Annotated in this window: 21 protein-coding genes; 16 read left to right on the top strand and 5 right to left on the bottom strand. The window is 64.8% G+C overall.

Annotated features, from left to right (window positions below):
- Positions 1 to 30 precede the first annotated feature (30 nt).
- The 6 genes from J2R78_RS37640 (at position 31) to J2R78_RS37615 (ending at position 7,650) form a co-directional block, all read left to right on the top strand.
- Entirely contained in the window at positions 31 to 2,682 is a 2,652-nt protein-coding gene (locus J2R78_RS37640) for a DUF3857 domain-containing protein (protein ID WP_253608757.1), read from the top strand.
- Positions 2,683 to 2,899: 217 nt separating this feature from the next.
- On the top strand, positions 2,900 to 3,889 hold the full coding sequence (locus J2R78_RS37635; protein ID WP_253608755.1) for an MBL fold metallo-hydrolase: 990 nt from the start codon (positions 2,900 to 2,902) through the stop codon (positions 3,887 to 3,889).
- A 337-nt stretch (positions 3,890 to 4,226) separates the two neighbouring features.
- Positions 4,227 to 4,901 (top strand): FMN-binding negative transcriptional regulator, encoded by a 675-nt coding sequence (locus J2R78_RS37630; RefSeq protein WP_253608754.1) that lies wholly within the window; start codon positions 4,227 to 4,229, stop codon positions 4,899 to 4,901.
- Entirely contained in the window at positions 4,898 to 5,944 is a 1,047-nt protein-coding gene (gene argC, locus J2R78_RS37625) for an N-acetyl-gamma-glutamyl-phosphate reductase (protein WP_253608753.1), read from the top strand. The genes J2R78_RS37630 and argC (J2R78_RS37625) overlap by 4 nt, the downstream gene beginning before the upstream one ends.
- Before the next feature lie 120 nt (positions 5,945 to 6,064).
- Positions 6,065 to 7,045, top strand: coding sequence for an N-acetyl-gamma-glutamyl-phosphate reductase (gene argC / locus J2R78_RS37620; RefSeq protein WP_253608752.1), 981 nt, complete (start codon positions 6,065 to 6,067; stop codon positions 7,043 to 7,045).
- Between the two features lie 14 nt (positions 7,046 to 7,059).
- Positions 7,060 to 7,650, top strand: coding sequence for a class I SAM-dependent methyltransferase (locus J2R78_RS37615; RefSeq protein WP_253608749.1), 591 nt, complete (start codon positions 7,060 to 7,062; stop codon positions 7,648 to 7,650).
- A gap of 50 nt (positions 7,651 to 7,700) precedes the next feature.
- Here the strand turns inward: J2R78_RS37615 and J2R78_RS37610 are convergent, their stop codons facing one another.
- Both J2R78_RS37610 and J2R78_RS37605 read right to left on the bottom strand, forming a co-directional pair.
- Positions 7,701 to 8,099, bottom strand: coding sequence for an MAPEG family protein (locus tag J2R78_RS37610; RefSeq protein WP_253608747.1), 399 nt, complete (start codon positions 8,097 to 8,099; stop codon positions 7,701 to 7,703).
- Between the two features lie 73 nt (positions 8,100 to 8,172).
- Entirely contained in the window at positions 8,173 to 9,981 is a 1,809-nt protein-coding gene (locus J2R78_RS37605; RefSeq protein ID WP_253608746.1) for an alpha/beta hydrolase, read from the bottom strand.
- Between the two features lie 291 nt (positions 9,982 to 10,272).
- Here J2R78_RS37605 and J2R78_RS37600 point away from each other — a divergent pair, with 291 nt between their 5' ends.
- From J2R78_RS37600 to J2R78_RS37570, 7 genes are all read left to right on the top strand, one after another.
- Positions 10,273 to 10,548: a hypothetical protein gene (locus J2R78_RS37600; protein ID WP_253608743.1), complete on the top strand. Its 276-nt coding sequence runs from the start codon at positions 10,273 to 10,275 to the stop codon at positions 10,546 to 10,548.
- A 218-nt stretch (positions 10,549 to 10,766) separates the two neighbouring features.
- Entirely contained in the window at positions 10,767 to 11,987 is a 1,221-nt protein-coding gene (locus tag J2R78_RS37595) for an LL-diaminopimelate aminotransferase (RefSeq protein WP_016842955.1), read from the top strand.
- Positions 11,988 to 12,025: 38 nt separating this feature from the next.
- Positions 12,026 to 13,345 carry a homoserine dehydrogenase gene (locus J2R78_RS37590; protein WP_028342125.1) on the top strand — a complete coding sequence of 440 codons (1,320 nt, stop codon included), beginning with the start codon at positions 12,026 to 12,028 and terminating at the stop codon, positions 13,343 to 13,345.
- 79 nt (positions 13,346 to 13,424) lie between these two features.
- A complete protein-coding gene (gene glpX, locus J2R78_RS37585) occupies positions 13,425 to 14,423 on the top strand; it encodes a class II fructose-bisphosphatase (RefSeq protein WP_050420275.1) in 999 nt (332 codons plus the stop codon).
- Positions 14,424 to 14,543: 120 nt separating this feature from the next.
- Positions 14,544 to 15,263 (top strand): haloacid dehalogenase type II, encoded by a 720-nt coding sequence (locus J2R78_RS37580; protein ID WP_253608742.1) that lies wholly within the window; start codon positions 14,544 to 14,546, stop codon positions 15,261 to 15,263.
- A 55-nt stretch (positions 15,264 to 15,318) separates the two neighbouring features.
- Positions 15,319 to 17,160, top strand: coding sequence for a single-stranded-DNA-specific exonuclease RecJ (gene recJ, locus J2R78_RS37575; RefSeq protein ID WP_253608741.1), 1,842 nt, complete (start codon positions 15,319 to 15,321; stop codon positions 17,158 to 17,160).
- Positions 17,161 to 17,178: 18 nt separating this feature from the next.
- Entirely contained in the window at positions 17,179 to 17,994 is an 816-nt protein-coding gene (locus J2R78_RS37570; RefSeq protein WP_253608740.1) for an SDR family NAD(P)-dependent oxidoreductase, read from the top strand.
- Positions 17,995 to 18,217: 223 nt separating this feature from the next.
- On the opposite strand, the gene J2R78_RS37565 is transcribed toward J2R78_RS37570, so the two are convergent.
- Both J2R78_RS37565 and J2R78_RS37560 read right to left on the bottom strand, forming a co-directional pair.
- Entirely contained in the window at positions 18,218 to 19,453 is a 1,236-nt protein-coding gene (locus tag J2R78_RS37565; protein WP_253608739.1) for a lytic murein transglycosylase, read from the bottom strand.
- Positions 19,454 to 19,566: 113 nt separating this feature from the next.
- The gene (locus J2R78_RS37560) at positions 19,567 to 20,142 is read right to left on the bottom strand and encodes a MarR family winged helix-turn-helix transcriptional regulator (protein WP_253608738.1); all 576 of its coding nucleotides are present in this window, start codon (positions 20,140 to 20,142) and stop codon (positions 19,567 to 19,569) included.
- A gap of 95 nt (positions 20,143 to 20,237) precedes the next feature.
- Between J2R78_RS37560 and J2R78_RS37555 the strand changes: the two genes are divergently transcribed.
- The 3 genes from J2R78_RS37555 (at position 20,238) to J2R78_RS37545 (ending at position 22,305) form a co-directional block, all read left to right on the top strand.
- A complete protein-coding gene (locus tag J2R78_RS37555) occupies positions 20,238 to 20,717 on the top strand; it encodes a carboxymuconolactone decarboxylase family protein (protein ID WP_253608737.1) in 480 nt (159 codons plus the stop codon).
- Between the two features lie 41 nt (positions 20,718 to 20,758).
- Entirely contained in the window at positions 20,759 to 21,265 is a 507-nt protein-coding gene (locus J2R78_RS37550) for a cupin domain-containing protein (protein ID WP_253608736.1), read from the top strand.
- A gap of 146 nt (positions 21,266 to 21,411) precedes the next feature.
- Entirely contained in the window at positions 21,412 to 22,305 is an 894-nt protein-coding gene (locus tag J2R78_RS37545; RefSeq protein WP_253608735.1) for a dihydrodipicolinate synthase family protein, read from the top strand.
- Between the two features lie 21 nt (positions 22,306 to 22,326).
- Here the strand turns inward: J2R78_RS37545 and J2R78_RS37540 are convergent, their stop codons facing one another.
- Positions 22,327 to 22,749 (bottom strand): DUF805 domain-containing protein, encoded by a 423-nt coding sequence (locus J2R78_RS37540; protein WP_253608734.1) that lies wholly within the window; start codon positions 22,747 to 22,749, stop codon positions 22,327 to 22,329.
- Positions 22,750 to 22,782: the final 33 nt, after the last annotated feature.

The raw sequence follows: 22,782 nt of genomic DNA, 5'->3' as shown, positions 1-22,782 counted from the left end.
CGTTTCGGTCGTCGTCGGGCTTGCATCACCATGATCGCGCGCATCTGTCTCCTTTTCGCTTTACTGCTACTGACGCCGTTGAGCTTTGCCGCAGCCGATACATCGACTTCAACGACTGCGGACCCGCACCGGGTCTGGATCGATCCGGGTTGGCGGCGGACGATCAGCCGCTATGCGATTACTTTCGACGAGCAAGGCCTGAGCACGACTATCTTCGATTTCGAAGCCCAGGCGCTCGATGAGAAGGGGGCCGAGGCGCTCGCTCGACGAACCTTCCGCTACAACAGCTATTTCTACGACTTGTCATCCAGCGAGCTCGCTACGTTGAAAGCCGACGGCCGGGTCATTGCGGTCGACGAACGCGCAATCCGAGACCAGCCGGCCTCGACGGATGGCTCCTCTCCCTATTTTGACGAGCAGCGGCAGCGGTTGGTTGCTTATCCGGACGTCGCTCCCGGCGACAAGGTCAAGGGGCGGTTGATCTACAAGGCGAAGCGAGCCGTGTTTCCCGGCGAATTTGCGGGCTACTGGAGTCAAATGGCGGATCAACCTCGCGAGGTGATGGAGCTCACGCTCGATGCGCCCGCGTCGAAGCCGTTGTATGTCGGGTTGCGCAATGTCGAACATGAAGAGGAGAGGCGAGGCGACCGGATCGTCCATCATGTTCTCTTCAGGCAAGAAACGCCGAGGCCGCGCGAGATGGACGCAGGGACATTCGACGATGCCCGGCGGTTCGAGGTCAGCACCTTCGCGGACTATGCAACTCTTGCGGCGGTATTGAACGCCCGTAACGCGCCGATGGCGCAGCCTGACGAGAGTTTGGAAAAGCTCTCTGCCGAGATCGTCGGCGACGCCGCGGACGCCCGAAGCAAAGTTGAACGAATTCACAACTGGGTCGCGCGGAATATCCGGTACGTTGGGATCGGGCTCGAGGATGGTGGCTTGACGTCGCAACCCGCATCCGCAGTCCTCGCGGCGCGCTACGGTGACTGCAAGGCGCATGCGACGATCCTCAAGGCGTTGCTCGCGGTTCAGGGGATCGAAGCCAACCTTGTCGTGGTGAATGCCGGCCTGCAGTACACGCTGACGGAGGTCGCGACGCAGAACTTCGACCACGCGATTGTCTATGTTCCGGCAATCGACCGCTATCTCGACCCGACCTCGTCGCTGGTGGCGTTCGATTCCCTGCCGCCGAACCTCGGCGGCAAACCCGCGCTCAACATCGACAAGGGGACGATGGGCCGTATCCCGGTGACGGCACCGCAGCGCTTCGTGTTGGCAGCGGATACGGAATACACGCTGCACAGCGATGGTACACGTCAGGCGCGCTCGGTGTTGTCCGGCAATGGACTGGGAGCAAGTGTTGGACGATCCGTCGCACTAGGCCTTGACGCGGGGGACCGGCAGAACGGCGCCAGGAAGCTGATCGAGCAGGCGGGGCTGAGCGGCACGGGCGACTACAGCTTCCCGAATCCGCGCGACCTGTCCGACAGCTATGCGATCACCACGAACTTCCAGATCACCAAGCCCGTCGGCCTCAATCATCTCGAGCGGATCAGGATGCTGCCGCTGACTGACCCGCGCCCCTCGCTGCTGCTGCTCGCCACCAGCGGGCCAACCGACCGGGCCTTTCCGTGCCGCTCGCTGGAATATCGGGAGACCAGTTCGCTCACCGTGCCTGAGGGAACCAACTTCTACGAAAAGCCAGCGCCGGTCATCTATAGCAAGAGTTTCAGCGGCAGCACGGCATACGGCGCTGCGACGGGGCGGATCGAGGTCAACGCGACCGCCACGCTCAGCAGCCGCACGATTCGCTCCAGCGCGTTGGTGCGATTCAGCGTCGACGCTGCGGTCTGTCCGGCGGAATTTGCTGCGGCGATCAAGGCTGGCTTGGACAAGTTCGCGGAGTTCAAATACGGGCCGATCGGATTGACGCCGAAACCGGTACCGCTCGTTACGGAAATCAGCGCCGAGTTTACCGATGGCGTGAACGCGTATCAGGCGCAAAACTACGTGCGCGCGATGGCTCTGCTCCGACCGTATGCCGAGCATGGCAACGCCAAGGCTCAATCCTATGTGGGGTACATGTACGAAAGCGGCTACAGCGTCGAGCGCAACTACGCCGAGGCGATCCGTTGGTTTCTGATGGCCGCCGAGCAGGGCGATTCCTACAGCCAGGGGAAGCTGGGCTACGCATATGAATACGGGCTTGGCACGGCGCGCGACGAGAAGGTCGCAGCCCAATGGTACGCCAAGGCAGCCGAGCAGGGCGATGTCTTCGGTCAGACCCACCTCGCGCGCCTCTATCGGGATGGCGCCGGTCTCGCCCAGGACTATCAGCAAGCTGCGACCTGGTTTTCGAAGGCTGCCGATCAGGGCTCGGCTTGGGCGCAGGGGAATCTCGCATTGCTCTACATTAAGGGCCGTGGCTTGCCGCTCGATCTATCACGGGGCATCGCGCTGCTTCGGGTTGCCGCCGATCAGAACGACAGTGAGGCCCAGTACAATCTGGGATATGCCTACGAGAGCGGCACGGGTGTTCCGAAGGACATCCGGGAAGCCGCCAAGTGGTACAGCAGGGCGTCCGATCGCGGTAATGCGCTCGCCCGCACGCGTCTCGAGGGATTGCTGGGAGGCGGCGGAATTTTGGGTCACCTGCGCCAACTCTTCGGTCGTCTTTGAGCTCCTGATCTGCCTACGCCGACGACCGTGCGCCAGCGCATCCGACCCACGAGAGCCGTTTGCCGACCGTCGGCCTCGGAATAAGGCCGCGGCGCAGGGGTTAGCCCGGACGATGGCCAAGTCGCGCAACCGTCATCGCGCGGGCATCGAAAGGCTGATACAACCTCGCCTGCCAACTGCGAATTCACCGGGCGCCGCTTCACTGGGAGGACACCACATGGAATTGACACGACGTCACGCTCTCGCGGGTGCTGCCGGCATTGCCGCTGCACCGTTGCTATCAGCCGTTCCTGCGGCCGCTGTGGCGGCGGTCGCCGACAAGCAGGCGCCGAGCTTCTATCGCTACAAGGTCGGCGACATCCTCGTCACCGTGGTGTCCGATGGCAAGAACGTCTTCAAGCTGGAAGACTCCTTCATCCCCAATGCGAAGCGGGACGACGTCAACGCGGCGCTGGAGAAGGCGTTCATGCCGCGCGACATGATGACGATCTGGTTCGCGCCACTGGTGCTCAACACCGGCGGCAAGCTGGTGGTGATCGACACCGGCAATGGCGCGCTGGCGAAGGCCAGCACGAAGGGCGCCAATGGCCTGTTCGCCGACAATTTCGTCGCCGCCGGCTTCGATCCCAAGAATGTCGACATGGTCGTGATCTCGCATTTCCACGGCGACCACGTGAACGGCCTCTTGACCGCCGAAGGCACGCCGGCATTCCCGAATGCCGAGGTGCTGGTGCCGGCGACCGAGTGGAAGTTCTGGATGGACGACGGCGAGATGAGCCGGGCGCCGGCCGGCCGCATGCAGGGCCTGTTCAAGAACAACCGCAATATCTTCGAAGCCGGCCTGAAGAAGAAGGTCACGCCCTACGAGTGGGGCAAGGAGATCGCGCCGGGCCTGACCTCGGTCGAGACCGTCGGCCACACGCCGGGCCACACCTCCTACGTGCTGGCCTCGGGCCCGGACAAGGTCTTCATCCAGTCCGACGTCACCAACAATCCGAACCTGTTCGCGACCAACCCCGGCTGGCATGCGTTCTTCGACCAGGACGGCGACGTGGCGGAGAAGACCCGCCGCCGCATCTACGACATGGTGGTTGCCGAGCGGCTCCAGGTGCAGGGCTTCCACTATCCGTTCCCGGGCCTCGGCAATGTGGTGAAGGACGGCGGCGGCTATCGCGTCGTGCCGGCACCGTGGAATCCGGCGATCTAGCCAGTCATTCCCCGGTGCGCCATTGCGCACCTGAGGGCGCGCGGAGCGCGAACCCCGGGATCTGGAGGTCCTAGCGCGAGATTCCGGGTTCGATGCTGTGCATCGCCCCGGAATGACAAGCAACAACTTGACGTCAAGGGGGCGCGGCCTTATAGCCGCGCCCATGATCAACGCCGCGACCATCATCATTGCCCGCCGCCGCCGCATTATCGCGGTATGGGCGGTCGCTCGCGTTTAAGACCATCGCCTCTGCCGCCGGACCCGATCCCGCGGCGCTCTCCTGAAAAAGACACGCGGTTCGATCTGGCGGCTCCTTCGTCATGCAGGAGCTTTGACCATGTATACGCCACCGCCCTTCAAGCCTGACCGTGCCGCGAGCCTTGCCTTCGCGGAAGCGCGCGGTTTCGGCATGGCCTGCGCGTGGGACGGCGGCAAGCCGATCGCCTCCGCGCTCCCGTTCTACTTGACTTACGCCGCCGACGGGACGCCGCGGGCGCTGTTTCATGTTGCCCGTCACAATCCGCTGGTAAAGCTGGCGGGCGGGTCACCTTGGCTGCTGGCCGTTACCGGCGCCGACGCCTATGTTTCGCCGGACTGGTACGTGTCACCCGATCAGGTGCCGACCTGGCTCTATCAGGCGGTGCATCTGACCGGGGCGGTGCGGACGTTGTCGGATGACGAGCTTGCCGTTCAGATCGACGCGCTGAGCGCCAAGTTCGAGGACGGGCTGCTGCCGAAAAAGCCGTGGGTGTCGGGCAAGATGACCGCCGCGAGGCTGGAAACCATGAAGAAGGCCATCGTGGGTCTCGAGATGATGGTGGAAGAGGTGGAGGGCAGCTTCAAGCTGAACCAGCACAAGTCTGAAACCGATTTCGCGGCGGTCGGCAACACGCTCGCTTTGCAGGCCGAAGCCGGTGCCCAAGACATCGCGGCCTTGATGCGCGAGGTGCGCCCGCAGGCTTTCGCGCTGATACAGACCGAGATGACTACGCTTCCGAGGAGCGAGCAATGACGAAGAAGAAAATCGGAATTTTGGGCGCGTCCGGCTACACCGGCGCCGACGCGGTGCGCCTGTTGGCGCGGCACCCGAATGCCGAAATCACCGCGCTTACCGCTAACACCCATGCCAGCAAGACGATGAGCGAGGTGTTTCCTCACTTCTTCATGCTCGACCTGCCAAAACTCGTGGAATGGGAAAAGGTCGACTGGACGCGGCTCGATGCCCTGTTCTGCGGACTGCCGCACGGGACGACGCAAGAGATCATCGCCGCGGTGCTGAAAGCCAATCCCAGAATCAAGATCCTCGATATGTCCGCGGACTTCCGGCTGCGCAACAAAGACAGCTATGCGCAATGGTACGGCCATGAGCACCGGGCGCTCGAATTGCAGGACGAGGCGGTCTATGGGCTGACCGAACTCTACCGGGAGGAGGTCACGGCCGCGCGGCTGGTAGCCTGTCCCGGCTGCTATCCGACGGCGGTGCTGCTGGCGCTTGTTCCGCTGGCGAAGGCAAAGCTGATTGACGTCGACGACATCATCATCGACGCAAAGTCGGGCGTCACCGGCGCCGGACGCGGACTGAAGCAGAACACGCTGTTCAGCGAGGCCGGCGAAGGGTTGTCGCCCTATTCGATCGGAAGCCATCGACACTCGGCGGAGATTGAGCAGGAGATTGGCGCGGCCGCTGGCTCGGCTGTGACGGTGAACTTCCCCCCGCATCTCATTCCGATGGCGCGGGGTGAGTTCTGCACATCCTATGTCAAGCTCAACGGGGCTACGCCGGACGATTTGCGCGCCGAGCTGGAAAGGGCCTACGCCAACGAGCCGTTCGTATATGTGACGAAGAAGGGTGTGCTGCCACAGACGCAGAACGTGCGTGGTTCGAATTATGTTCAGATCGGCGTCGTCGCCGACCGGATCAAGAACCGCGCCATCGTGCTCTCGACGCTCGATAATCTTGTGAAGGGTTCGGCCGGACAGGCGATCCAGAACATGAACCTGATGTTCGGCTTGCCCGAAACCACTGGACTGGAGCAGATCGCGCTGTTTCCATGAGCGGGGGTTGTTGTCGCTGGCGAGGGGCGCTCAATCTAAGGATAACTGCCCATCCCCGTTGGCGGCGCAGGCGCGGCCAGATGTGTTAAACGAAACGAACGAGCTCGAAAGGAACGTGCCATGACCCTCACCGACACCAACCAACCGAAAACCAGGAGCGGTGCGACCAAGGCCACCGTGTTCGTCGATGGCGCGTCCGGCACGACCGGCCTCGGCATCCAGGAGCGGCTGCTCTCGATCGGCGACGTTGCGGTGAAGCACATCGCCGAGGACAAGCGGAAGGATGCAGGCGCCAAGCGCGCGCTGATGGAGGAGGTGGATCTCGTGATCCTCTGCCTGCCTGACGAGGCCGCCAAGGAGACTGTGGCGCTGATCGACACGATGGGCAATGCCGCGCCGAAAGTGCTCGACGCCTCGACGGCCTATCGCGTTGCGCCCGACTGGGCCTACGGTTTCCCCGAGCTCGCGCCCGATCAGGCCGACAAGATCCGTAACGCGAAGAAGGTCTCCAATCCGGGTTGCTATCCGACCGGCGCGATCGCGCTGCTGCGGCCGATCGTCGACGCCGGCCTGCTGCCGGCGGATTATCCCGTCACCGTCAACGCGGTGAGCGGCTATTCGGGCGGCGGCAAGTCGATGATCGCCAGCTTCGAGGACGGCTCGGCGCCGGCCTTCGAACTCTACGGCCTCGGCTTCGAGCACAAGCACGTGCCGGAGATGCAGCTCTACTCGCATCTGACGCGAAGGCCGATCTTCATCCCGTCGGTCGGCAACTACCGGCAGGGCATGCTGGTCTCGGTGCCGCTGCAACTCGACGCGCTGCCGGGCAAGGTGACCGGTGCCGACCTGCAGGCTGTTCTCGCGAAGTGGTACGCGGGCAGCAAATATGTCTCGGTGATGCCGCTGCAGAACGAGGCCGCCAAGGGCGGGCGGCTCGAGCCGGAGGCGCTCAACGAGACCAACCAGCTCGAGCTCTACGTCTTCGCCAGCGACAAGCACCACCAGGCGGTGCTGGTCGCGCGGCTCGACAATCTGGGCAAGGGCGCCTCGGGTGCCGCGGTCCAGAACATGCGGCTGATGCTCGGGCTGGCCGACAGCTGACGGCGAAGCGGATCGTGGACGACGCCACGCTGCAATTCTATCGGCGCAATGCCGAGACCTATGCCGGGTGGGCGAAAGCCCCGTCCACCCGGCTGATCGGCTTTCTGAAGCTGCTGCCGCCGGGCGGCGCGATCCTCGAACTCGGTTGCGGCGCCGGCAATCATGCCGCTGTCATGCTCGCCGAAGGCTTTGTGCTGCGTGCGACCGACGGGTCGCCCGAGATGGCCGAGGTCGCGGCGCGCCGCATCAATCATCCCGTCGAGGCGATGCTGTTCGACGAGCTCGAGGACCGCGAAGCCTATGACGGCGTCTGGGCCAGCGCCTGCCTGCTGCACGTGCCGCGCGACGAATTGGCCGGCATCATCGGCCGCATCCTTCGGGCGCTGAAACCCGGTGGCTTGTTCTACGCGAGCTACAAGATCGGCCATGGCGATGGCCGCGACAGCATCGGCCGGTACTACAATTATCCCGCGGCGGACTGGCTCGCTGCGACCTACGCCGCCTCAGGGGCGTGGACGCAAGTCTCGTCCGACACCAGCGAGATCAAGAGCTTTGACGAGGCTCCCGCGACGATGCTGCATATCGTGGTGCGCAAGAGCCGGTAGTTGATGCCGCGCCGGCGCGGCTGTCGCCGCAACCGGCGGGAATATTTGGATCAGACGATCTTGAAGATCGCGAGCGCCAGCACCGCCTGGGCGAGGAAGCCGACCGTGAAGGCCACGCTGCGGAACACCGGCAGGCCCAGCGTGTACACGATCAGATGGGCGACGCGGGCCCAGAAATAGACGGCGCAGGCGAGCACGGTCCATTTCGTGGAATAGTCGGCCGCGTTGAGGATCAGGACCAGCGGCGCGAAGATCACGAGGTTCTCGACCGCGTTGTCATGGGCGAACATCAGCCGGTTGGCCCATTCCGCGTGCGGCTTGTCGCCACGCGAGGGATTGCCGATGACGCCGGAGAGGCCGCGCACCTGCCAGCGGTTGATGAGGTAAGGAATCCACAGCAGCCCGGTCAGGATCACCGTCAGCGACAGCCAGAACAGTTCGCGCGTCATCGTCTCCCCCTCACGTGAATTCGATTCCCGACCGTCGGGACCGTCTGTTTATAGCTGAGCGGAAGAGTTGGCGCTACGCGCGGACGCGGACATAGCTGCCCGGGGCGTCCTCGAGCACCTGCGTGCCGTTGGAGCCGACCATGCGCGCCGGGACCGTCTCCGGGTCATGGCTTTCCAGCCAGCCGCGCCAGTCGGGCCACCACGAGCCCTTGTGCTCCTCGGCTCCCTTCAGCCAGTCGGCGAGCTTCATGTCCTTGATGTTGTCGTTGGTCCAGTACTGGTACTTCTTCGACGCGGGTGGATTGACCACGCCGGCGATATGGCCGGAGCCGGACAGCACATATCTCACCGGGCCGCCGAAGAACTGCGAACCGTAGAGCACCGATTCCGCCGGCGCGATGTGATCCTCGCGGGCGGCGAGGTTGTAGACCGGCACCTTCACCTTCGACAGATCGAGCAGCGTGTTGTCCAGCACCATGGTGCCGGTCGACAGCCGGTTCTCCAGATAGCAGTTGCGCAGGTAGTAGGAGTGGTTCGACGACGGCATCCGCGTCGCATCCGAATTCCAGTGCAGCAGGTCGAATGAGGAGGGCGTCTGGCCCTTCAGATAATTGTTCACGACATACGACCAGATCAGGTCGTTCGAGCGCAGCATGTTGAAGGCCATCGCCATCTTGCTGCCCTCAAGCACGCCGGATTCCTGCATGTCGCGTTCGAGCGCCGAGATCTGGTCTTCGTCGACGAACACCAGGAGATCGCCGGCATGGGTGAAGTCGACCTGCGCGGCAAAGAACGTCGCCGACGTCACACGCTGGCGGCGCTTCTCGGCGAGATAGGCGAGCGTCGAGGCGAGCAGGGTGCCGCCGACGCAATAGCCGGCGGTGTGCACCTTCATCTCGCCGGTGACCTTCTCGATGACGTCCATCGCCGTGAGCGGGCCTTCGGTCATGTAGTCGGCCCAGGTCTTCTTGCCGAGCTCCCTGTCCGGATTGACCCAGGAGATCACGAACACCGTGATGCCCTGGTCGACGCACCATTTGATGTAGGATTTCTCGGGGCGCAGATCGAGGATGTAGAACTTGTTGATCCAGGGCGGCACGATCAGGAGCGGCGTGCGCAGCACGTTCTCGGTCGCCGGTGAATACTGGATCAGCTGCATCAGCTCGTTCTGGAAGATCACCTTGCCCGGCGTCGTCGCCATGTTGACGCCGACCTCGAGATTGCTCGAGTCGGACTGGCGGATCCGCAGCGTGCCGTGGCCGGCCTCGATATCCTCGGCCAGCATCTTCATGCCGCGCACCAGATTGTCGCCGTTGGTCTCGACGGTGGCGCGCAGCACCTCCGGATTGGTCAGCACGAAATTCGACGGCGCCAGCGCGTTGGTGATCTGCTGGACGTAGAATTCGGCCTTCTTGCGCGTGTGGGGATCGATCCCGTCGGCGTCATGGACCAGCTGCTGCGCCCATTTCGAGGTCAGCAAATAGAGCTGCAGGATGAAGTCGAAGAACTGGTTCGACTTCCATTCCGGATCCTGGAAGCGCTTGTCGCGCGGGGCCGGGGCGATCGCCGGCTTGGCGTCTGCCTCGCCGGCCATGCGGCGCACCGCCGAGCCCCAGAGATCGAGATAGTCCTTGCCGAGCTGCATCTGCAGCGACGAGGCGCGCTCCTTGTCGGACAGCCAATATTCGGCGATCACGCTGAAGGTCTTGATGACCTCACCGAGCTCATTCGGCGGCTTGTCGCGGACTTCTCCCGTCTGGCGCGGCTTGAGATAGGCTGCCAGCGCCTGGCCGCTGCTCTCCATCGCCCGCGCGATGTTCATGGCGAAGGCTTCGGCGTTGAATTTCGGGGTGGCCTGGGTGTCGGTACTAACGTTGCTCATCTGAGGTACAATATCGCGTCGTTTGGAGGGCGTCATCGCGCGGTGCGGCAACGCAAATCAGTCAAAATCCAGCATTTCGCTCTGTTGCGGTGCGAGAAAAAATCTTTGTTCCGTCATATTGAAGCCTCAGGGTTCGCTTTTGGTGTTCCCGCTTTAAGCGTTTCGGGCGACAATGGTTTGAAACGCTGAAGTCGAAATTAACGCAGCGGGGACGCTGCAAGGCTCGTACCAGTGCGACCCGTGTCGGCAACGTGCGACGTGCGCGCTAGCTTGTTGGGGACAATTCGGCGCATGCCGATCGATCGAATGAACAGGGGGCTCGCGGCCGCAGTGCTGCTCGCGTCGTTGGTGGCGCTGAGCGGGTGCTCGAGCACGATCGCCGATATGACGATGCCGGCCGATGCGCCGGCGCGCGAGAAGGACGCCACCGGCTACCTGCCGGTCCATGATCTTCCGCCCGACCGCGCCGACCCGACGATCAAGCCGGCGGACCAGGCCAAGATCGAGCAGGAGCTGATTGCCGCGCGCGCGCGCCAGGCCTCGACGGCTGCCCAAAGCGGGAAGTAGCACCCGACAAACGGCCGATCAGCGCTGGCGCCGCCCGGTGTCCGTGCTAAAAGAAACCCAGTTCAACCGCAGATCCGGCCGCAGCCCCCAGATCGTGCGCCTGAATTCGCTCTAAGTCATTGATTCAGTGCGATTTCTGTCAGAGGCCGAGCCGGCTTCCGCAAGCTAGGACCAAGGGGGGTCGATTCTGGCATCGCGGTTGTCGGAGCAAGGGTCCCATGGAAGATTTTTACCGCATTCGCCGTCTGCCGCCTTACGTCTTTGAGAAGGTCAACCAGGCCAAGGCGGCCGCGCGCAACGCCGGGGCCGACATCATCGACATGGGCATGGGGAACCCGGACCTGCCGACCCCGCCGCATGTGATCGAGAAGCTCAAGGAGACGCTGGGCAAGCCGCGGACCGACCGCTACTCGGCCTCGCGCGGCATCAACGGCCTGCGCAAGGCCCAGGCCGCCTATTATGCGCGCCGCTTCGGCGTCAAGCTCAACCCCGACACCCAGGTGGTTGCGACGCTCGGCTCGAAGGAGGGGTTTGCCAACGTCGCGCAAGCGATCACGGCGCCCGGCGACGTCGTGCTGTGCCCCAATCCGAGCTACCCGATCCATGCCTTCGGCTTCCTGATGGCGGGCGGCGTGATCCGCTCGGTGCCCTCGGAGCCGACGCCGCAGTTCTTCGAGGCGGTCGAGCGGGCGATCATCCATTCGATCCCGAAGCCGATTGCGCTGATCGTCTGCTATCCGTCGAACCCGACCGCCTATGTCGCGGACCTCGACTTCTACAAGGACCTCGTCGCGTTCGCGAAGAAGCACGACATCTTCATCCTGTCCGATCTCGCCTACGCCGAGGTATATTTCGACGAGAACAATCCGCCGCCGTCGGTGCTGCAGGTGCCCGGCGCGATCGACGTCACCGTCGAGTTCACCTCGATGTCGAAGACGTTCTCGATGGCCGGCTGGCGCATGGGTTTTGCGGTCGGCAACGAGCGGATCATCGCGGCGCTGGCGCGGGTCAAATCCTATCTCGATTACGGTGCGTTCACGCCGGTCCAGGTGGCGGCGACCGCGGCGCTGAACGGTCCCGACGACTGCATCCGCGAGATGCGCGACACCTACCGCAAGCGCCGCGATGCGCTGGTCGAGTCATTCGGCCGCGCCGGCTGGGACATTCCGCCGCCGCAGGCCTCGATGTTCGCCTGGGCGCCGCTGCCCAAGGCGTTCGAGGCGGTCGGCAGCATGCAGTTCGCGACCCTGATGGTGGAGAAATCCGGCGTCGTGGTGTCGCCGGGCGTTGCGTTCGGCGAGCATGGCGAGGGCTATGTCCGCATCGCGATGGTGGAGAACGAGCAGCGCATCCGGCAGGCCGCGCGCGGCGTGCGCCGCTTCCTTGAAAGCGGCATCGAAACGTTGCACAACGTCGTTCCTCTCGCCAACCGACGCTAATCCTTCCAGGTTGCTTAATCTCCAGGTCCCTTAAATCCATGGTCGCACCCCTGAACGTGGGCATAGCGGGGCTCGGCACCGTCGGTGCCGATGTCGTCCGCCTCATCGAAACGCAAGGACGGGCGCTGGCCGAGCGCAGCGGCCGCGGCGTTCGCGTCGTCGCGGTCACGGCGCGCTCGAAAGCCAAGAAGCGCGGCCTCGACCTGCGCGGCATCGCCTGGGCGAAGAGCCCCGAGGCGCTCGCCGAAGATCCCAATATCGACTGCTTCGTCGAATTGATGGGCGGCGCCGGAGATCCCGCGCTGTCCGCGATCGAGACCGCGCTGAAGGCCGGCAAGTCGGTCGTCACCGCCAACAAGGCGTTGATCGCCAAGCATGGACTGCGTCTCGCCGCGGCTGCCGAAAAGCACGGCGGCGCCCTGAATTTCGAGGCGGCGGTCGGTGCGGCGATCCCGGTCATCAAGACGCTGCGCGAGGGCCTCGCGGGCACCAGCGTCAACCGCGTCTACGGCATCCTCAACGGCACCTGCAATTACATCCTGACCCGGATGGAGCAGGAGGGCCTGTCGTTCGAGGAGTGTCTGAAGGACGCCCAGCGGCTCGGCTATGCCGAAGCCAACCCGTCATTCGACGTCGATGGTCATGACACCGCGCAGAAGCTCGCGATCCTGGCCAGCCTCGCCTTCGGAACCAAGGTCGCGGAAAGCGCGGTTTACGTCGAAGGCATCTCCTCGATCACGCCGGAAGACCTCAAGGCCGCCGCGGAACTCGGTTACCGGGTCAAGCTGCTCGGCGTCGCGGTCCGCACGGCAAAGGGCATTGAGCAGCGCGTGCACCCGACCATGGTGCCGAAATCATCCTCGATCGCGCAGGTGATGGGCGTCACCAATGCGGTGGCGATCGACGGCGAGGGGATTCCGCCGATCACGCTGGTGGGACCCGGCGCCGGCGGCGGCGCGACGGCCTCCGCCGTGGTCGCCGACATCGCCGACGTCGCCCGCGGCATCCGCGCTAAGCCGTTCGGCCGTCCGGTGGAGCGGTTGCGCGACACCACCAAGGCGCCGATGGAACGCCATGAAGGTGGCTATTATATCCGCCTGATGGCGCGCGATCTTGCAGGCACTGCCGCAACAATCGCCACCCGGCTGGCGGAACAGAAGATATCTCTGGAATCCATCGTGCAACGGCACCCGGATGGCGTCGATGTGAACGGCGCGGCCAAAAAACCTTCACCGGTCCCGGTCATTCTGATTACCTATGCGACCAGCGAGGATGCCGTGCATCGTGCGCTGGCCGCAGTGCAGCGCGATAAGGTCATCAGCGGGCGGCCGCAGGTGATCCGGATCGAGAAAAACTAGCGCATGGCCTGAACGGGTCGGGCGTGAGACGATTGATGCGGGCAGGCTGCCCTGTCCCAGAGGCTTAAGGAGTACGCCGATGTCGACCCATATTTCCGTTCCGCCGCAGATGCTGCTCGAGCGCATCCTGACGCTCGAAATCGTGCGCGTGACGGAGCGCGCTGCGGTGTCGGCCGCGCGGCTGCGTGGCCACGGCCAGGAGAAGGCCGCCGACAAGGCCGCGGTCGACGCGATGCGGCGCGAGCTCAACAAGCTGCCGATCGAGGGGACGGTCGTAATCGGCGAGGGTGAGCGCGACGAGGCACCGATGCTGTTCATCGGCGAGAAGGTCGGCCTCAATGCTGGCCCGAAGGTCGACATCGCGGTCGACCCGCTCGAAGGCACCACGCTGTGCGCCAAGAACATGCCGGGCTCGATCGCCACGATGGCGATGGCCGACGGCGGCACGCTGCTGCACGCGCCCGACGTCTACATGCAGAAGATCGCGATCGGCCCGGGCTACGCCAAGAACGTGATCGAGCTCGACGCGCCGCCGGCCGACAATGTCCGCCGGCTCGCCAAGGCCAAGGGCGTCGACCCGACCGCCATCAACGTGCTGGTGCTCGATCGTCCGCGCCATGCCGACATCATCAACAGCGTGCGTTCGACCGGCGCTGCCGTGCAGCTGATCACCGACGGCGACGTCGCTGGCGTCATTCACTGTGCGAAACCCGATGAGACCGGCGTCGACATGTATATCGGTACCGGCGGCGCGCCAGAGGGCGTGCTCGCGGCGGTCGCGCTGCGCTGCATCGGCGGCCAGATGCAGTGCCGCCTGATCCTCGACACCGAGGAGAAGCGCGAGCGCGCGCACAAGATGGGCGTCACCGATCCGAAGATGATCTACGGCATCGAGGACATGGCCAAGGGCGACTGCCTGTTCGCCGCTACCGGCGTCACCACCGGCTCGCTGCTGACCGGCGTGAAGTTCAAGAAGGACGTGATCGAGACCGAGACGGTCGTGATGCGCTCGGTCACCGGCACCGTGCGCTACATCAAGGCCGAGCATCGGCAGCTCGAGAAATTCCACCTGGACTAATATCCGCTGTCATTCCGGGGCGTCCGAAGGACGAACCCGGAATCTCGAGGTTCCGGGTTCGATGCTCCGCATCGCCCCGGAACGACAGCGTAAACAACAACAAGAAAAAGGGAGGCACCCATGTCCGATCTGTCCGGGGTCAAGGCGCTGGTATTCGACGTGTTCGGGACCGTGGTCGACTGGCGCACCAGCCTGATCAACGACTTCACCAGATGGGGCGAGACATCAGGTATCAAGGCCGATTGGACCGCGCTGGTCGACGGCTGGCGCGCGGTCTATGCGGCCTCGATGGACGAGGTGCGCAAGAACCCGCAGAACGGCTACGTCATCCTCGACGTCTTGCACCGCCGCTCGCTGGAAAAACTCGTCGCGCAATTCGACATCAAGGGGCTGACCGAGGCCGATTTGCAGCATCTGACGCTGGGCTGGCATCGCCTGCACGCCTGGCCCGACAGCGTCGCCGGCCTGACCCGGCTGAAGACCAAATACATCATCTCACCGCTCTCCAACGGCAACGTCGCGCTGCTCACCAACATGGCGAAGTTCGCAGGGCTCCCGTGGGATCTCGTGATGTCGGCCGAACTGTTCGAGCACTACAAGCCCGATCCGGAAACCTACCTCGGCGCCGCGAAGCTGCTCTGCCTGCCGCCGGAGCAGGTGATGATGGTCGCCGCGCACAATTACGACCTGAAGCACGCGCAGAAGCTCGGCCTGAAGACCGCCTTCGTGGCGCGTCCGACCGAATACGGTCCGCTGCAGAAGTACGATTTCGAGGCCACCGGCGAGTGGGACATCGTGGCCAAGGATTTCGGGGAAATCGCCAGCCGAATGGGCTGCTAGAACTGGTCCACAAATCATCGAAGCGTTACGATTCCTGCCTGATTGGGAAGGGCTCATGACGCTGCACGCATCCGCACTGCCCGTCGAGGCGCCACAGGCGTTCCTCGGCGTGACGCGGTCGCTGACCGGAAAACTCTGGCGCGACCGGCTGGATCCGCGCGGGGCGGCGCGGGCGCTCGCGATCGTGCAGCGCTATCAATTGCCGGAAATGCTGGCGCGCGTGCTGGCGGGGCGCGACGTCGGGATCGACGAGGTTCCCGACTTCCTCGACCCGACCATCCGCAAGCTGATGCCGGATCCTCACACGGTCACCGAGATGGAGCACGCCGCCAAGCGCATCGCGGATGCCGCGGTGCGCGGCGAGAAGGTCGCGATCTTCGGCGACTACGACGTCGACGGCGCGACCTCGGCCGCGCTGCTGACCTGGCATCTGCGCCATTGCGGGCTGGACCCGCTGATCCACATTCCCGACCGTATTTTCGAAGGCTACGGGCCGAACGTCGACGCCGTGCGTGCGCTGGCGGCGAAGGGCGCGACGCTGCTGGTCACGGTCGATTGCGGCACCACCAGCATCGAGCCGCTGGCGGAAGCCAGGAAGCTCGGCATGTCGGTCGTCGTGATCGATCATCACCAGACCGGCGATGTGTTGCCCGAGGTCGACGCGCTGGTGAATCCGAACCGGCCCGACGATCTCTCGGGGCTCGGCCATCTCGCGGCGGTCGGCCTCGTGCTGGTGACCTTGGTCGCGGTCAATCGCGAACTGCGCCAGCGCGGCTTCTGGACCGGCGAGATGCCGGAGCCGGACCTGCTCAGCGTGCTGCATCACGTCGCGCTCGGCACCGTGGCAGACGTCGCGCCGCTGATCGGGCTCAACCGGGCCTTCGTCGCCAAGGGCCTGATCGCGATGCGCCGCCGCGACCATGTCGGCCACACTGCGTTGATGGACGTCGCGCGGCTGAACGGGCCGCCGGAGGCCTGGCATCTCGGCTTCATGCTGGGACCGCGCATCAATGCCGGCGGCCGCATCGGGCGCGCCGATCTCGGCGTGCGGTTGTTGCTCGAAGGCGATATATCCGAAGCCGCGCGGATCGCGGCCGAGCTCGATCGTCTCAACGCCGAGCGGCGCTTGATCGAGCAGGCGGCCGAGGCGCAGGCCGAGGCCGAGGCGCTGGCTTCGCTCGGGCTCGAGGACAAGGGTGCTGTCATCGTCACCGCGGCGGAAGGCTGGCATCCCGGCGTGGTCGGGCTGGTTGCGGCGCGGCTGAAGGAGAAGTTCGCGCGTCCCGCGTTTGCGATCGCGCTGGAGCCCGGCGGCATCGGCACCGGATCGGGCCGTTCGATCGGCGGCGTCGATCTCGGCAAGGCGGTGCGGCAGGCGGTGCACGACGGCCTTTTGATGAAGGGCGGCGGGCACGCGATGGCGGCCGGCGTCACGCTGCGCAAGGAGAAGCTCGCCGAATTCCGCGCCTACATGGAAGGCGCGCTGGCGGCCGACGTCGCCAATTCGCGGCACGAGAACGAGCTGTTCATCGACGGCGCCGTGACCGCGCGCGCGGTGACGCCGGAGTTCGCCGCGACACTCAATCGTGCTGGCCCGTTCGGCAGCGCCAATCCGGAACCGGTGATCGCGCTGCCGTCGCATCAGCTGGTCTATGCCGACGAAGTCGGGCAGGCGCATCTGCGGCTGCGCTTCAAGTCAGGCGACGGCTCCATCGTCAACGGTATCGCGTTCCGTTCCGTCGGACAGAAGCTCGGCAGCGCCTTGACGCAAAATCGCGGCCAGCAATTGCACGTGGCGGGCTCTCTTGCGGTCGACCGTTGGCAAGGCACCGAACGTGTGCAATTCCGTGTCCTCGACGTCGCGGTGCCGGATCAGGGCCCGACGGTGATCCGATAAGAAACGTTGGGAGAGGACATGTCAGGACAGGTAGAAGGCAAGGTCGCGCTGGTGACCGGCGGCGCATCGGGCATTGGCGAGGCCATCGTTGAATTGTTCGCGCAGGAAGGCGCGACCGTTATTGCGACCGATATCGATGAGTTGAGGGGACCCGAGCTCGCCGCGCGGCTCACCAAGGCCGGGCGGAACGTGACCTTCTTGCCGCAGGACGTCACCAGCGAGGAGCGCTGGATCGAAATCATCAGTGAGATCGGCAAGCGCCATGGCCGCCTAGATATCATGGTCTCGAATGCCGGCATCGGCATCGGAGCGCCCTCGATTGTCGAGATGTCGCTCGCGGACTGGCGTCGCCAGACCGCCATCAATATCGACGGCGTATTCCTGTCGGTGAAGCACTCGCTGCCGCTGATGCGCAAGCACGGCGGCGGCTCCATCATCATGATGTCGTCGCTGGCTGGCCTGCGTGGTGCGGCGACCCTTTCCGGCTACAGCGCCACCAAAGGCGCGGTCCGCTTGTTCGCCAAGTCGATCGCGATGGAGTGCGCGCAGGTCAACGACGGTATCCGCGTCAACTCGGTGCATCCCGGCATCATCGACACGCCGATCTGGGGCAAGATCCCGACCGGCGCGACCGGTGCCGGCCAGAACGCGCCGATCGATCCGGAGGAGCGGGCAAGGTTCGCCACGCCACTCGGACGCGCCGGCCAGGCCATCGAGATCGCCCAGGGCGTGCTCTATCTCGCTTCCGACGCGTCGCGCTACGTCACGGGCAGCGAGCTCGTGATCGACGGCGGCATGAATGCCGGCGGCGTGGTGCGGCAGCCTGCGAAATAGTCTCCGTCATTGCGAGGAGCGAAGCGACGAAGCAATCCATAGTCCCGCATATGCGGAGGGATGGATTGCTTCGCTGCGCTCGCAATGACGGTGAGCGGTCAATGTGGCAGCCTGCGAGCCGATAGGAGCGAACTGTCGTAGCCCGCATGAGCGGAGCGATATGCGGGAAATGCGTGCCCGGGTATCGCTTTCGCTCACCCGGGCTACGCAGATCGCATGATGCCTACCCGCCTTGCCGTAGCCGCGCCAGCACCTTGAGCCCGCCGTAACCGTCGGCGGGCAACAGGCCCATCTTGATCTGAAAATCCTTGATCGCCTTCATGGTGTCGTTGCCGACGCGGCCGTCGGTGCCGCCGGTGTCGAAGCCGGCCTTGGTCAGCCGCGTCTGCATCTCCTGCACCTCGGCCAGTGTCAGCGCGCGTTCCGAGCCCGGGAAGGGCTGGATGAAGGGCGGCCCGCCGAGGCAGCGATCGCCGAGATGGCAGATCGCCAGCGCGTAGTTCATCGACGGGTTGTAGCTCTTCACCGAATTGAAGTTCGGACCGAGCAGAAAGGCCGGACCACCCGCGACCGGGATCCACAGTTGCGCTGACGCATTTGGCTGCGGAAACGGCTGGCCGTCGGCGCGGGTCACACCGGCGCTGGCCCAGGCCGCGTAGGTGCGGCTGCCGCTGGCGCCGCCGCCGGGCGCGCGGACCTCGTAGCCCCAATGCTCGCCGCGGTGCCACTTGCCGCGGTTGACGAGATATTTCGCGGTCGAGCCCAGCGCGTCGTCGGGCCGGCCGAACGGCGAGACCTTGCCGTCGCCGTCATAGTCGAAGCCGACATTGAGCCAGACTTCCGGCATCCACTGCGAATGACCCATCGCGCCGGCCCAGGAGCCATTCATCTCCTGAGGCGTGCTCCAGCCGCGCTGCACGATCTTCATCGCGTTGATCAGTTCGGTCTCCCAATAGGCCTTGCGGCGCGGCTCGTTCCAGGCGAGCGCCGCCAGCGACGGAAACACCGGCGTCATGTGGTTCTGCTGCACCAGCGGATCGCCATAGGCGGATTCGACGCCCCACAGCGCGAGCAGCGTGCCGCGCTCGACGCCGAAATCGCGTTCGATCCGGCCGAACAGCGCCTCGTTCTTCTTCAGCGCCTCCTTGCCGTGAATGACCCGCCAGTCGGAGACGCGGCGGTTGATGTACTGCCAGATCTGCTCGTGGAATTCAGGCTGGTTGCGCATCTGCCTGAACACGCTCATGTCGGGCTCGATCCGCCCCATGCAGCGATTCCAGGTCGCCTCCGAGATGCCCTTGGCGAGCGCGCGAGCGCGAAAATTGTCGCGCCACTGGTCGAAGCCCGGAGGGGCGGCGGCGAGCGCGCCGAGCGGATTGACGAGCACCACGCCGGCCGCGAGCCCGGCCTTCAGGACGGCGCGGCGGGCAGGGGATTTCGGAGAATCAGGCTGTTTCATCGGGCCAGTCTAGCGGCGCCGATCGGGTGAGCCAAAAGCCACGCCGCCGCAGGAGCTATAGTTTTGAGCATGACCTCATCGGAAAACCGGTTCCCACTTTTCCGGGTCATGCTCTAGCTATCCTGCAAATCTGTGGCGATTTTTGACAGCCACCGGCGCACCACCTGTTCCGACCTGGCATCGAGGCCGGCGGCGAGCCGGCGTTCCTGGGCCTGGGCGATCTGCCGGCATTTCTCCAGCAGTCTGGTTCCATGGCTGGTCAGGGTCCATTGCAACACGCGGCCGTGGACCGGGTGCGCCGTCTTGCCGATCGCGCCGTCGCGCTCGAGGTTGCGGATGATCACGCTCACGGTCTGCGGCGTCAGCAGCGCGACGCGAGCCAGATCGGCGCCGGAGAGCCCCGGATAGGCCTTCAGCATCGTCAGCACGACGAATTGCGGCGAGGTGACGCCGAGCCGTCCCAGTTGGCGCTCCATCGACAGCCGCGAGGCCGCGTGGGCCTGACGCAGCAGATAGGCGAGATAGCCCTGCTCGCCGCGCTTGCCTTCGCCCGGCGCCGGAACGGAAGGGGCGAACACGACGTCGCCAGCGCTCGATCCCGCATTCACTGCGGCCCTTCGGCCGGCGGCTTTTCCGACTGGACGCCGTTCGGCGGTGCCGAATTTGCCTCGTTTCTGCATTGCCGCCATGTCGCCTGCTGTCGCCTCGGCCGATGCCCGCATCTTGCCGATGATATCAGAGCTCTGATAATATCTCAGTACACTGATAACATGAGGCCGGACCAATGTCACATGCCCGCAAGGAATACACCGACTTCGAGAAGCTCGCGCCCGACGTCTTCGCCGCGGTGCGCGCACTCGGCCAGTTCGCGGCCAAGGCCGGCCTCGACAAGCAGCTGCTCGAACTCGTCAAGCTGCGCGCCTCGCAGATCAACGGCTGTGCGTTCTGCGTGCAGTATCACATCCTGCAGGGCGAGAGCCTCGGCGTGCCCGCCGACAAGCTGAACCTCGTCGTGGTGTGGCGCGAGGCGCCGCAGTTCACGCCGCGCGAGCGCGCCGCGCTGGCCTGGACCGAAGCGTTAACGACCCTGCCGAACGGCGTCAGCGACGAGGTCTATGCCGAGGCCACCGCTGAATTCTCCGAGCAGGAGCTGACTTACCTGACCTCGGCGATCGCATCGATCAATGTCTGGAACCGGTTCGGCGCGGCCTATCGCTGGACGCCGCCGCCGCGCCGGCAGCGCGCGGACGCGGCGGCTTCGTAACGTCGAGACGGATCAAACGGCAACCGACAGGGAGAAAAACAATGACCTCGATGGCGATGACACCATCCCTTCCATTCGCGCGGCCGCCGCGGCCGGTCATGCTGGCCGTGATCGCGGGACTGGTCTCCGCCTTCGTGATCGGGAAGGCACTGCCGACCCCGATGGACGCGATCTCCTCCGTCATCGCGCCGCTGTGCGCCAGCGCCAATGCGGCGTCGCCGCTCGACAAGGTCGAGGTCATCAGCTCGCACGCGCTGCCCAATGTGGCGGGCAAGCGTGTCACGGTGGTGCGCGTGTTCTATGGTCCCGGTGGCTTCACGCCGCCGCACCGCCATTCCGGTTCGGTGACGGCCTACATCACCAAGGGTGAAATCCGCTCACAGCTCGGTGGCGGGCCGGTCGAGACCTTCAAGGTCGGCCAGTCCTTCTTCGAGCCGCCGGGCTCGACCCACATGGTCTCGGCCAATGCGAGCACCACGGAGCCGGCGGAGCTGATCGCGGTGTTCGTGGCGGATGAGGGCGCGCAGCTGACCACGATGCTCGATTAGCGATCGGTTGGCGCTCGTTCTGCTAGACATGCGCACTGGACCAGTTTGGTGCCCAGTTCGCGTGAAACTGGACCTTGCGCGCAACGGGGCGTGTCGATTGATTGCAGGACACGTTGCGGCGACGATTGCCGACGAGGGACAAACCGATGATCAGCCTGAAGGGGCTCTCTGCCTTCCCGATCACGCCTTCGAACCGGGATGGACGGGTCGATGTGGGTGCGCTCCGCGCCTTGCTCGACCCCCTGATTGCGGCGAAGGTGGATTCGGTCGGGCTGCTCGGAAGTACCGGCTCATATCCGTATTTCAGCCGCGATGAGCGGCGGCGCGCCGTGCAGGCGGCCACCGCCTTGGCGGACGGCAACACACCAATACTGGTTGGCATCGGCGCACTGCGCACCGACGATGCGGTGCGGCTGGCGAAGGATGCGCGTGATGCCGGCGCGACGGCGGGCCTGTTGGCAGCGGTTTCCTATACGCCGCTGACCGATGACGAGGTCTTTGAGCACTTCCAAACCGTGGCCCGCGAGAGCGGGTTGGCGATCTGCATCTATGACAATCCCGGAACGACTCATTTTCAATTCACGCCGGCTCTCATCGGCCGTCTGAGCCGGGTCGAGGGAATCGTCGCGGTGAAAAGTCCGGCGCTGGATGCTTCGACCGTGGCGGGCCATCTCGGGGAATTGCGGGCTGTGGTTCCGGACGGCGTTGCGTTGGGATACAGCGCCGACTGGAATTGCACCGAGGCGCTGCTGGCGGGCGGAGACACCTGGTACAGCGTTCTCGCAGGAATCTTCCCGAAGGTCTGCGTGGACATCGTGCGCGCCGCGACGAGCGGCGATGCGGCCCGCGCGCGACAGCTCAACGGGCGACTGCAGCCGATTTGGGATCTGTTCAGGACATATTCCAGTCTGCGTGTCGTCTACGCACTTGCCGATCTCAGAGGGGTCTGCACGGCCGAGCCTCCACGTCCGATATTGCCGCTGCCCGCGGACGCTCAGAGGCGGGTCAAGGAGACGTTGGCGGCGATGGAGATCGACTGATCGCAACCACGGCGGAGGGCGCTAGATGCCGGCGCGCGCCATCGGGTCGCGGCCGAACCGGTTGTCACCCTTCGATCCCGGCAGCACGCTCAGCGTTGCGACGAGCGCCAGATAGGGGATCCAGTATTTGACGTGCAGCGCGGCGGCGAGGTGGGGAATGGCGAGGATCGTCAGCGCCCACCAACCCGAGACGTTGAGGTCGTGCAGCCGCTTCACCAGGATCGCCGCGAATGGCCACAATGACAGCATGAGCAGCAAGCGCAGGACGGACAGGTCGTCGGCGGGCGGGCTGCTGTCGTAATAGCGTGGACCGGGGTCGAGCCTTACGCCGACGCGAATGACGAGCATGTCGACCAGCATAAGGCCGAAAAATCCCAGGCTGAATTCCTGCCGGCTGATGCGGCCTTTCACCGAAAGAAAGAACCAGCTGAAGGTCGAGAGCATGCTTGGTTGTGGTCCAGCCTGAATGGGCATCTG

Origin of the sequence: Bradyrhizobium sp. USDA 4538, from assembly GCF_024171045.1 — a bacterium.
GTDB classification, from domain to species: Bacteria; Pseudomonadota; Alphaproteobacteria; order Rhizobiales; family Xanthobacteraceae; genus Bradyrhizobium; species Bradyrhizobium australafricanum.
This window is presented reverse-complemented; position numbering and strand designations above follow the sequence as displayed.

Bases quoted from the DNA above. Each gene is read 5' to 3' on its own strand.
- J2R78_RS37570 (WP_253608740.1), top strand. From the start codon at position 17,179: ATGTCAGGACAGGTAGAAGGCAAGGTCGCGCTGGTGACCGGCGGCGCA.
- J2R78_RS37605 (WP_253608746.1), bottom strand. From the start codon at position 9,981: ATGAGCAACGTTAGTACCGACACCCAGGCCACCCCGAAATTCAACGCC.
- J2R78_RS37565 (WP_253608739.1), bottom strand. From the start codon at position 19,453: ATGAAACAGCCTGATTCTCCGAAATCCCCTGCCCGCCGCGCCGTCCTG.
- glpX (WP_050420275.1), top strand. From the start codon at position 13,425: ATGTCGACCCATATTTCCGTTCCGCCGCAGATGCTGCTCGAGCGCATC.
- J2R78_RS37545 (WP_253608735.1), top strand. From the start codon at position 21,412: ATGATCAGCCTGAAGGGGCTCTCTGCCTTCCCGATCACGCCTTCGAAC.
- J2R78_RS37555 (WP_253608737.1), top strand. From the start codon at position 20,238: ATGTCACATGCCCGCAAGGAATACACCGACTTCGAGAAGCTCGCGCCC.
- J2R78_RS37635 (WP_253608755.1), top strand. From the start codon at position 2,900: ATGGAATTGACACGACGTCACGCTCTCGCGGGTGCTGCCGGCATTGCC.
- J2R78_RS37595 (WP_016842955.1), top strand. From the start codon at position 10,767: ATGGAAGATTTTTACCGCATTCGCCGTCTGCCGCCTTACGTCTTTGAG.
- J2R78_RS37590 (WP_028342125.1), top strand. From the start codon at position 12,026: ATGGTCGCACCCCTGAACGTGGGCATAGCGGGGCTCGGCACCGTCGGT.
- J2R78_RS37610 (WP_253608747.1), bottom strand. From the start codon at position 8,099: ATGACGCGCGAACTGTTCTGGCTGTCGCTGACGGTGATCCTGACCGGG.
- J2R78_RS37540 (WP_253608734.1), bottom strand. From the start codon at position 22,749: ATGCTCTCGACCTTCAGCTGGTTCTTTCTTTCGGTGAAAGGCCGCATC.
- argC (WP_253608753.1), top strand. From the start codon at position 4,898: ATGACGAAGAAGAAAATCGGAATTTTGGGCGCGTCCGGCTACACCGGC.
- J2R78_RS37550 (WP_253608736.1), top strand. From the start codon at position 20,759: ATGACCTCGATGGCGATGACACCATCCCTTCCATTCGCGCGGCCGCCG.
- J2R78_RS37630 (WP_253608754.1), top strand. From the start codon at position 4,227: ATGTATACGCCACCGCCCTTCAAGCCTGACCGTGCCGCGAGCCTTGCC.
- J2R78_RS37580 (WP_253608742.1), top strand. From the start codon at position 14,544: ATGTCCGATCTGTCCGGGGTCAAGGCGCTGGTATTCGACGTGTTCGGG.
- J2R78_RS37640 (WP_253608757.1), top strand. From the start codon at position 31: ATGATCGCGCGCATCTGTCTCCTTTTCGCTTTACTGCTACTGACGCCG.
- recJ (WP_253608741.1), top strand. From the start codon at position 15,319: ATGACGCTGCACGCATCCGCACTGCCCGTCGAGGCGCCACAGGCGTTC.
- J2R78_RS37560 (WP_253608738.1), bottom strand. From the start codon at position 20,142: ATGGCGGCAATGCAGAAACGAGGCAAATTCGGCACCGCCGAACGGCGT.
- argC (WP_253608752.1), top strand. From the start codon at position 6,065: ATGACCCTCACCGACACCAACCAACCGAAAACCAGGAGCGGTGCGACC.
- J2R78_RS37600 (WP_253608743.1), top strand. From the start codon at position 10,273: ATGCCGATCGATCGAATGAACAGGGGGCTCGCGGCCGCAGTGCTGCTC.